The organism is Citrobacter sp. Cpo142, assembly GCF_030332425.1.
GTDB classification, from domain to species: domain Bacteria; phylum Pseudomonadota; class Gammaproteobacteria; order Enterobacterales; family Enterobacteriaceae; genus Citrobacter; species Citrobacter portucalensis.
Genome location: NZ_JAOWHW010000143.1, coordinates 16,575 through 25,045 on the forward strand (window position 1 = coordinate 16,575; position 8,471 = coordinate 25,045).

Sequence of the window (8,471 nt, forward strand, 5' to 3'; positions counted from 1 at the left end):
TTACGTACTGCGGGCAGTGAGACGCAGATGGTGCCCGACGTGCTTATCTTTGCCCACCGCAGCGGGATGGCCGGTCTTTTTCCTGGCTTTGACCGCCGCCTGGTGAACGCACTGCTGATGTGCGATGAGTCTCCCTGCGTTATAGCACCCGCCAGTCCTGTTCCTTCGCCATCAGGCGCATTGTCTTTCTGGCGACTGATTCAGGCCATTACGGGGCGCAGGCGGGTAACGCTGATTGCCGAGGAGCAGCGCTGTGAGCGGCTGGCTCCCTGTCGGTTACTCATCCACCAGCAGGCCTGGTATCTGGTGGCAGAGCACGACGGACATATCGCCGTATTCTCCCTGGATGAAATCCATCTGGTTCAGCCCCTGCAGGAGACTTTCCGGCGTAACGACAGTCTGTGTCGTCTTGTTGAAGACCCGGGCTTTATTCAGTCCTTACCCCATTTTCGCTTTATCCAGCAGTCACTGCTTACGTTTGTTCCGGCCAACAGCTCACCAGAATAGCGCAAGCGTTGTTATCAACCCGGCAACAGGGAGGAGCCCTATGCCCGTTATTGCCATTATCGCCATTGTTGTCATCGTCATCATTCTGAATAAAACCGGGGTGTCCGACAGTCTCGCGGCCCTGACCCTTGCCACTGTTGCCGCACTGCTGACGGGAGGTGGCGCAGCCGGTGCTGCCAGTGTCGCGCTGACACCGTTCGTCGGCGTGCCGGTGGGTATTTTCGTCGGCATTTATGTATTTGCCAAAGTGGTACGTCTGATTTCAGGGAAAAAATAATGAAACGTAAAACACTACCTCTGCTGGGGCTGGTTGCCGCCACTCTGTTTCTGAGCGCCTGCGATGACAGGAGTGATGACCTGAAGGCCATCAGCAAATTCAAGGACCTCACACCTCCGCACTTCAGTGATGTGGTCAGCCACCAGGATGATGTCAGCGAAGAATGGTCCCAGGTTGGCTTCTCATCAGGTCTCACCCTGCAGGTCTTACGTACCCGCCAGTCGCCCGATGGCTGCGAGGGAGGCAGTTACTACTACCTCGTAGATATGGAGGAAAAAACCGTTCAGCCGCTGATGAATGCGCTGTGTATTGCCGACAACATCAGCCTGCAATACCACGAGAAAACTGACCCGCGCACCCGGGAGCGTTTCCTTGAATATTCCCATGACGGCAAACTGATGGGGCGGCTGCTGATCCCCTCAAATCCTGATAACCGGGAATAAATACAAAGACAAAGGAGACAGAAATGAAAATACGTTCAATAAGCCGGTTTGTGCTGGCTGGTGTATTGCTCATGAGCTTTAATGCCTCTGCGGTCCCGGGACTCTGGCAACAGGGGTACGGTCAGGGCAATGCGGAATACAGTGTGACGAATAGCAGCGGAAAGATGTTCACCATCAACTGCACGGAAAATCCGGACCAGAACGGTATTTACCAGCACTCGGTTTTTCTGACCCTCGCAGGAGATAAAACGATCAGCTCGCATGATGACAGTACCGACATCACAGTGGTGATGGACCATAAGCAATATGCCATTCCCTCAACCCTTGGCTGGCGTAACGGGGATAATGCCTGGTTCAGCTTTATCATGGATATCCGTAAGGCCAGGCAGTTCGAAGTCTACGTCAATGACCGCAAAGCAGGGACCTTCAGCGTTGACCTGACAAACGCTACGAAGGCACTGCCAACATTAGCAGACTGCACGAACGAGTGACTGTTGTGCTTTCCATCCATAACAACATACCTGGCTGCCAGAGGCAGCCAGGGCTTATTTTTTTCCTTTTTATTTCCACCGATTAGTCCAGGCACTTCCGAAAAATGAGCGCAGTGGCCAGTTTTAGTTGACCATATAGAAATGATAAAATAATCACGTGTTATGTTGAGATTGTTTATTTAACGGTTGAGAGAAGCTATGGGTAAAATTTGTGATAAGTGTGCACACATGATGAGTGCATGTACTTGTGGAACTTGTGAGAACTGTGACGAGAAAGAGTCGGACTGTACCTGCAAAAAATGTAGCCAGTGCAATAACCTTGAGGACTTCTGCTCTTGCAGAATTTGTGAAGAATGTAGTGAAAAAGAAGCAGAGTGCTGCTGTTAAAATGTTAACAATACTGGCTGCAGGAGCTACCTGCCTGCAGCTTCGATTGCCGACGTCCCCCGATCCCAGTTGGTTAGCGTATTTCGATTCTTGCAATAATCGCTGGATTCACAGCACGAAGCGGACATACTTACTGGATTGAAGGTCCGCTGTGAGCGATAAGCAGACCTTAGGATAGTTCTTCTGGTATGCCATACCACGCTTCCAGCATGGGTTACTCTGCGTCGGGAAATTTGCAGAGCAGTAGTAATGTTACTTTTGTATTCTGTTAACGCGAACCACAGGAGGTTGCGTTTTGGTGTCAAGACTGCCGTTAATACTGATCATTTGATCGGGTTTTACCGTGCGACCGTCAAAGACAGAAAGTGGAATCAGTGTATAAATACTGCCGGTTTTGTCACGAAAAACAAATTTATCTCCACCTTGACCATCAATCAGATTCCCGCGCAGGGAGATGGTTGCACCATCATGCATACTTTTGGCTTGTTGAACCGTCATGATTCGCGCATCTTCTGTACCCCGGTACCCCTCATCCAGAGCGTGTGGTGGTGGCGGCGCAGTATCTTTTTTCAGTCCACCATTGTCATCGTCAGCGAAAACTGTCGGGATTAAAAAACAATATATTAATGGTATCACGTATAATTTCATTCCGTCCTTACCTCAGTAACAACTTGACTTATTAAGTCTGGTTGCTATTCCTTAATCTGGCAAACTGGAACTGTCTTAAAAAGTAATATCGTTACAAATCATCTAACTGGCGAGATACAAGCAAAACAGAGAGGTCAAACATGCCCAGAAAAAAACAGACAGTCCCCGGCATTGAAGAAAGTCATTACTTTCTGAATTTTGAGTCGAAATTTCATAAGGTTGGATTCGCTGTTTTACTCATTATTATTTCCCTGGCGGTATTAGGTGTTTTTTCGGATGGTTATTTCAGTAATGCCGTGAGTAAGAATACTACCGGAGAAGTGACACTGGATTTTGAGCGATTTGGTCGTTTGCAGACAGAGTTTAAATTAAAGATCTCGACTACAGGTCAACATTCTGAGGGGAACATTTATCGTATTGGTGGAGATTTCAATGCTTTCTATGAAACAGAAAATATCTGGCCTCTACCTGACAGAATGTACAGCAAGGGAGATGATCTGTACCTCGTGTATAATGCCAATAAAAAACAAGAAAATATAGCAATCTGGTTACTTGTTACACCAGTAAAACCCGGAAGCGCCATGAGTGTGATCCAGTTAAATTCCGGCCCTGAAATTCGTTTCAGTCAGTTTATTTATCCATAGGAGATCATTATGGAAATGGTGCTGAGAGCCTTAGCAATTTATCTTATTTTACTCGTCGTATTTAAGATTGTTGGACGCCGCGCATTATTACAAATGACCAGTTTCGACCTGATTTTATTATTGATTATTAGTGAAGCCACACAACAGGCATTACTTGGCAATGATTTTTCCATAACAGGGGCGATGCTCACCATTGTCACTTTGGTAGTGATCGATATATTTTTCGGATTCATTAAAAAACAGATGAGCGGCGCTGAATCTGCTCTTGATGGCTCACCGGTGATTCTGCTGGACCACGGCGAACCGTTAATGGAGAAAATGAAAATGGTTGATGTCTCTCTCGATGATATTCTGGTGGCTGCACGCCAGAGTCAGGGCATTACGGAACCAGGGAAAATTAAGTATGCAATCCTTGAGCGTAATGGCCATATTTCAGTCATTCCTGATGAGGATTAAGGGGGGAAATGAAAAAATCAGCGTACAACAAAACCAAAACCACTGGCGAGTTAACAAAACAGATCGCGAATACGTTCATTGACAGCGGATTATCCTTAACCACAGCTGAATCTTGCACGGGTGGACGTCTGGCTGCTGCGCTCTGCGCAGAGGCAGATACCGCCGCGTTTTATGATATTGGCATCATTACCTTTAGCAACAGTGCAAAACAGAAAATGCTTGGTGTGCAGGCCAGTACGCTGGAGAAATATACCGCTGTAAGTGAACAGACGGTGATAGAAATGTCTGAAGGCGCCCGGGTACGCGCCGGAACAGATATCAGTATTGCCATTAGCGGCTATGCGGGGCCTGACGGCGGAGAGGATGGTACTCCCGCGGGTACAATCTGGTTTGCGTGGAATTTCCGCGGGCAGATAGTAACAAAACGAACCATTTTCTCCGGCAGTTGTCAGGATGTCATTGAAAAAGCGATCTGTTATAGCCTTGAGGTTTTAGTGGAAGAAGTTTCAGCCTGGCAACGGCACTGACTGTGGTTTGTCAGTGCATGCATTGCCAGAAATAGTCTGAAAAGAACTTATTTTTTCGCTTCGACGCCGTTTGCATCAGATCTCAAAAGGAACTGCGCCGTCGTGTTCGGGAGATGCTTAAGAAGCCAGTCAGCCATATCGAGTTCTTCCGCCAGAATTGACTTTATGGCAGGTATGGACGCGGTGTCACCCGCTTTCTCAGCAGCAACCAGGAGCGAGGTATAACAAGCTATTTCAAATTGTTCAAATACATAGCCGCTGATCGCTCCCTTTACAATTTCATCAGAGGGTAACATGCCTCCAATCGACTGGCCAAACGCGGCCATTTTACTCATCGAGTCTTTTAGTACAGAACGCGAGATATCATTTCGCTTAAGAATCTCTTCCAGCACGGTAATCTGTCGTTTTGTCTCGGTCAGGTGTTGCTCTATTCTGGCACGTAAATCAGGATAATTATCGATACGGCCTGCCATTGATTCCAGCATGGATTCCGCTTGCTTTTCCATCGCATGCGCATCCCGTAGCCAATCATGGTAATGCTCAATATAATTCATCGTGATTTCCTCGAGTCAGTAATTTTATTTTTTCTCGGCCTTTTTATTGATATTGCCTACCGCAAGGTCGGTGAGTTTCAGGTCGGTATCTTTTTCTTCCTTAAGTGTTTCCGCGAGAAGTTTCACCGCTTTTTTATAACCCAGTTGTTCCGCTAGGGTGGCCAGAGTGCCGTAACTGGCTATCTCATAGTGCTCTACTTTCTGTGCCGCAGCGATTAACGCCGCATCGCGAACTTCATTTTTTTCAGTGCCTTCTATGGCCTCATTAGCTTCTTCAATCAGTCCTTCCATAGCCACGCATTTGATACGTTTAAGCTTAATTTCCGGCTCTTGTTCAAGGATTTGGTCTATACGCTCTATTTGCCCCCGAGTTTCTTCCAGGTGTGCATTAAAAGCCGCACTGAGTTTTTCATTTGACGCCGCTCTGGCAAGTTTAGCCAACCCGCGCGTTAATTGTTTTTCGGCACTATAGGTGTCTGAAAGCAGGTGAATAAATACATCTTCAATAGTTTTCATATTCATATGGATTCCTTCAGGGCTAGAGAAATACTGCGAGTCTAATCCAGACCCGCAGGACACTCTTTTTTATTAAAAGATGAGACTGAAACTAATAATCAGGAATTGTCAGACTTACGGCCACCACTGTGACTGTTCTGCCCGCCTTTCTTACCGGCTTCAGATGCACGTTGCGGATCATTTTTGAAGTTTCCCCCGCTGTGCTGACCACCTTTGCGGCCTGCTTCAGATGCTTTATCTCGGTTTTCAGCGAAATTACCGGAACCACCACGATGCTCTGCCATATATCACCTCATATATCGGTTATGCCAGTCAGATACAAAAGTGTATTTCGTACCCGTCGTTGTTCAGTGCTTAACGTTAGCGGTAATCCTGACTTAGTCAAATTTAATTCCGGCATCCACCATTTTTCCACCTTTATTTTTCAATACATTACAAATCTCTCGCTTGGCTTATTTTAAGGCTAACATGATATTAAAGACACGCTAACTCACCGACCACGCACAAAAAAATAAAAAATATTAAAACCAGGATTAATCTGATACGGAAATTATTAAGATACAAGCTGTGAATTTTGATCTACGCTTATTAGCTCTTCCAAGTAAATATAGAGAGGTGATGGAATGGCGGATAAATATAATGAGAAACAGGATACGAATATGACAAATTCAGAACGTTTTCCTGTTCCACCTTTTCCACACCAAAGACAACCTTTTCCGGGACTTGCCGGAAAAATGCACCCACGTCCGGATCATGGTGAAGAAAGTTATCAGGGAAGCGGTCGCCTTACTGACCGAAAAGTGTTAATTACCGGAGGTGATTCAGGAATTGGACGAGCAGTCGCAATTGCTTTTGCACGTGAAGGCGCGGATGTGGCAATCAACTACCTGCCTGATGAAGAAGAGGACGCTCGTGAGGTCGTCGATCTAATTCAGAAAGCAGGAAGAAAAGCCGTGGCACTCCCTGGTGATATCCGTGAAGAGACATTTTGCCAGCAATTGATTAGTCAGGTGGTTAAGACCTTAGGTGGGCTCGATATCCTGGTCAATAACGCGGGTCGCCAGCAATTCTGTGAGTCGATTGAGGAACTTACAACTGATGCCTTTGATGCAACATTCAAGACCAATGTCTACTCGTTATTCTGGATTACTAAAGCGGCACTCCAACATTTATCCCCTGGTAGCGTGATTATAAACACCTCATCAGTTCAAGCCTACGAGCCCAGCGAGATCCTACTGGATTATGCTCAGACCAAAGCGGCTATCGTAGCTTTTACAAAATCGCTGGCAAAACAACTGGCACCGAAAGGGATCCGGGTAAATGCCGTTGCCCCCGGTCCCTACTGGACGGTTCTTCAATGCTGTGGCGGCCAACCACAGGAGAAAATTGAGCAGTTTGGTGCTAATTCACCACTTGGTCGACCTGGTCAGCCTTCGGAAATTGCACCACTATATGTCACCCTGGCTTCCCCAGAGAACAGCTATACGTCCGGGCAGGTCTGGTGTTCTGACGGCGGAACCGGGACGTTATAACGAGTGATTGCACGAGATGAATAACGGGAGAACTAATGATGAAAGCAATGACTTATCATAGCCGTCTTCATGCCCGCAACCACACACTACCTTAACCCGGTATATAAACGCCGTAAGATATTGTTATTCGTGTAACGTAAAGTGCTATCTGTGGTTCGGGCCCCGCATATTTATCGGGGTAAACCCCAGTGCACTTCATGGTGACATCTTTGGCCATGAGTTTATGACAGAGGCCGTTGAGACAAAACCGGAAGTGACAGCGGCCAGTATTGGCGATCGTGTGGTAATACCCTTCTTCCCAGACACCCAGGAGATTAAATGGCTGACTTAAATGAACGCGTTGAAATCCTTGAGAGAAATCTAGACGATCTGAGACTCGACCTTCACGCATCAAAGATTGCTATTAGCGTTTTATCTACTGTGATAAACAGCATGAGTGCTGAACCTGGAGTACTTGAAAGATCTTATGATCAAGCCAAAAGTTCTGGTCCTCTTGTAAAATTCAATCATCCAGTAGAGGAAGGTTATGAGGATAAACTTACGGAGAGAATATTAAATATACTCTCGTCTACCTAAAACAAGCTTAACTAATCCAAAACTACCCCAGAGGATAAGCGGAATATCCTCTTAGGGTGAACGCATTCCGGACTTCCCCAGCCGGGGACAAACCGACCATAGCGGTGGGGTTCAGATATGCGCAATAATCCCTTCAATGAAAAATCTGAGCACAATAGTTACGTACGAACTGTCTGCTCATGGCACAAAACGGCCTATCAGCATTATAAAAATATTCAGATATATATCATTCCTCTGAACATACACAACTAACGGCAGAATCTCACGATTCTGCCGCTTTTTTATTATTTTTCAGGGGGGGAGTAATGAATAATTCTGAAGGTTTGAAGTCGTTTCACTAATCGCTTTATGACCTACCGTAGTGGGTATCGGCTGATTGCGCAGCAGGGCCATTAGTTCCTGCCAGTATCACCGGCGTTAACATTGAAGACGACTAGGGCAGGCATGGAACTTTGAACCGGATGCCGGTGAAGGTCTTAACCGCTATACCCGCAAGCCAGGCATCTGTACGGACGTATCCATCTGCTGGCTCCGCATGATTTACCAGCAACATTTAATCTTCCCGAACACTCATTATTACCGCATACGCCAGCCGTCGCCGCTGGCGTTTTTTTATTGACGGAGACATACCCATGACAACAGCGACAAAAAACAACCTCGCATCTGCTGCTAACGAATCCGAATTTGAACTGACCGTAACGCAGATACCCGACGAACAGCGTATCTGCTTCTGGCCGCAGTACTTTGGCTCTATCCCACAATGGATAACGCTGGAACCCCGCATTTTCGCCTGGATGGACCGCTTCTGTGACGAGTACAACAGTGGTATCTGGTCCTTTTACACGCTCAGCAATGGCGGCGCGTTTATGGCCCCTGATGCTGACGTTGACGATAAATGGCATCTGTTCAACGG

Annotated in this window: 14 protein-coding genes and 1 pseudogene; 11 read left to right on the plus strand and 4 right to left on the minus strand. The window is 46.8% G+C overall.

All coding sequences use genetic code 11. The features are described 5' to 3' along the window. The 4 genes from OGY18_RS23645 to OGY18_RS23660 form a co-directional block, all read left to right on the plus strand. Nucleotides 1-507 (plus strand): WYL domain-containing protein (locus tag OGY18_RS23645; protein ID WP_286554593.1); only part of this gene is annotated, 507 nt, incomplete at its 5' end. Between the two features lie 40 nt (nucleotides 508-547). Next, nucleotides 548-784, plus strand: coding sequence for a protein YpjK (gene ypjK / locus OGY18_RS23650; protein WP_001144031.1), 237 nt, complete (start codon nucleotides 548-550; stop codon nucleotides 782-784). After that, nucleotides 784-1,227, plus strand: a complete 444-nt coding sequence (locus OGY18_RS23655) for a YfjS/YafY family lipoprotein (protein WP_191215308.1) — start codon at nucleotides 784-786, stop codon at nucleotides 1,225-1,227. Before ypjK ends, OGY18_RS23655 begins: the two co-directional genes overlap by 1 nt. Nucleotides 1,228-1,250: 23 nt before the next feature. Then, nucleotides 1,251-1,718: a YfjT/YkfB family phage-associated protein gene (locus tag OGY18_RS23660; protein ID WP_191215307.1), complete on the plus strand. Its 468-nt coding sequence runs from the start codon at nucleotides 1,251-1,253 to the stop codon at nucleotides 1,716-1,718. A 639-nt stretch (nucleotides 1,719-2,357) separates the two neighbouring features. Here the strand turns inward: OGY18_RS23660 and OGY18_RS23665 are convergent. After that, entirely contained in the window at nucleotides 2,358-2,753 is a 396-nt protein-coding gene (locus OGY18_RS23665; protein WP_016152759.1) for a YdeI family stress tolerance OB fold protein, read from the minus strand. 140 nt (nucleotides 2,754-2,893) lie between these two features. Here OGY18_RS23665 and OGY18_RS23670 point away from each other — a divergent pair, with 140 nt between their 5' ends. From OGY18_RS23670 to OGY18_RS23680, 3 genes are read left to right on the plus strand one after another with little or no spacing between them, the layout of a single operon-like run. Then, entirely contained in the window at nucleotides 2,894-3,397 is a 504-nt protein-coding gene (locus tag OGY18_RS23670; RefSeq protein ID WP_079935176.1) for a hypothetical protein, read from the plus strand. A gap of 9 nt (nucleotides 3,398-3,406) precedes the next feature. After that, the gene (locus OGY18_RS23675) at nucleotides 3,407-3,853 is read left to right on the plus strand and encodes a DUF421 domain-containing protein (RefSeq protein ID WP_075847167.1); all 447 of its coding nucleotides are present in this window, start codon (nucleotides 3,407-3,409) and stop codon (nucleotides 3,851-3,853) included. An 8-nt stretch (nucleotides 3,854-3,861) separates the two neighbouring features. Continuing rightward, a complete protein-coding gene (locus tag OGY18_RS23680; RefSeq protein WP_016152756.1) occupies nucleotides 3,862-4,380 on the plus strand; it encodes a 2-oxo-tetronate isomerase in 519 nt (172 codons plus the stop codon). Between the two features lie 47 nt (nucleotides 4,381-4,427). On the opposite strand, the gene OGY18_RS23685 is transcribed toward OGY18_RS23680, so the two are convergent. From OGY18_RS23685 to OGY18_RS23695, 3 genes are all read right to left on the minus strand, one after another. Continuing rightward, nucleotides 4,428-4,934 (minus strand): ferritin-like domain-containing protein, encoded by a 507-nt coding sequence (locus OGY18_RS23685; RefSeq protein WP_016152755.1) that lies wholly within the window; start codon nucleotides 4,932-4,934, stop codon nucleotides 4,428-4,430. 24 nt (nucleotides 4,935-4,958) lie between these two features. Beyond that, a complete protein-coding gene (locus OGY18_RS23690) occupies nucleotides 4,959-5,456 on the minus strand; it encodes a YciE/YciF ferroxidase family protein (RefSeq protein WP_016152754.1) in 498 nt (165 codons plus the stop codon). A gap of 92 nt (nucleotides 5,457-5,548) precedes the next feature. Continuing rightward, entirely contained in the window at nucleotides 5,549-5,734 is a 186-nt protein-coding gene (locus OGY18_RS23695) for a con-10 family general stress protein (RefSeq protein WP_016152753.1), read from the minus strand. Nucleotides 5,735-6,073: 339 nt separating this feature from the next. On the opposite strand from OGY18_RS23695, the gene OGY18_RS23700 reads away from it, so the two are divergent. The 4 genes and pseudogenes from OGY18_RS23700 to OGY18_RS23720 all read left to right on the plus strand — a co-directional run. Next, complete coding sequence (locus OGY18_RS23700; protein WP_286554601.1) at nucleotides 6,074-6,982, plus strand: SDR family oxidoreductase; 909 nt, start codon at nucleotides 6,074-6,076, stop codon at nucleotides 6,980-6,982. A 318-nt stretch (nucleotides 6,983-7,300) separates the two neighbouring features. Continuing rightward, a complete protein-coding gene (locus OGY18_RS23710) occupies nucleotides 7,301-7,558 on the plus strand; it encodes a hypothetical protein (RefSeq protein ID WP_016152751.1) in 258 nt (85 codons plus the stop codon). Between the two features lie 427 nt (nucleotides 7,559-7,985). Then, nucleotides 7,986-8,078 (plus strand): annotated as a pseudogene (locus tag OGY18_RS27390) (DUF905 family protein); the annotation flags it as partial. 112 nt (nucleotides 8,079-8,190) lie between these two features. Further along, the coding region (locus tag OGY18_RS23720; RefSeq protein WP_286554171.1) for an antirestriction protein at nucleotides 8,191-8,471 on the plus strand (281 nt) is incomplete at its 3' end.

Bases quoted from the DNA above. Each gene is read 5' to 3' on its own strand.
- ypjK (WP_001144031.1), top strand. From the start codon at position 548: ATGCCCGTTATTGCCATTATCGCCATTGTTGTCATCGTCATCATTCTG.
- OGY18_RS23655 (WP_191215308.1), top strand. From the start codon at position 784: ATGAAACGTAAAACACTACCTCTGCTGGGGCTGGTTGCCGCCACTCTG.
- OGY18_RS23660 (WP_191215307.1), top strand. From the start codon at position 1,251: ATGAAAATACGTTCAATAAGCCGGTTTGTGCTGGCTGGTGTATTGCTC.
- OGY18_RS23665 (WP_016152759.1), bottom strand. From the start codon at position 2,753: ATGAAATTATACGTGATACCATTAATATATTGTTTTTTAATCCCGACA.
- OGY18_RS23670 (WP_079935176.1), top strand. From the start codon at position 2,894: ATGCCCAGAAAAAAACAGACAGTCCCCGGCATTGAAGAAAGTCATTAC.
- OGY18_RS23675 (WP_075847167.1), top strand. From the start codon at position 3,407: ATGGAAATGGTGCTGAGAGCCTTAGCAATTTATCTTATTTTACTCGTC.
- OGY18_RS23680 (WP_016152756.1), top strand. From the start codon at position 3,862: ATGAAAAAATCAGCGTACAACAAAACCAAAACCACTGGCGAGTTAACA.
- OGY18_RS23685 (WP_016152755.1), bottom strand. From the start codon at position 4,934: ATGAATTATATTGAGCATTACCATGATTGGCTACGGGATGCGCATGCG.
- OGY18_RS23690 (WP_016152754.1), bottom strand. From the start codon at position 5,456: ATGAATATGAAAACTATTGAAGATGTATTTATTCACCTGCTTTCAGAC.
- OGY18_RS23695 (WP_016152753.1), bottom strand. From the start codon at position 5,734: ATGGCAGAGCATCGTGGTGGTTCCGGTAATTTCGCTGAAAACCGAGAT.
- OGY18_RS23700 (WP_286554601.1), top strand. From the start codon at position 6,074: ATGGCGGATAAATATAATGAGAAACAGGATACGAATATGACAAATTCA.
- OGY18_RS23710 (WP_016152751.1), top strand. From the start codon at position 7,301: ATGGCTGACTTAAATGAACGCGTTGAAATCCTTGAGAGAAATCTAGAC.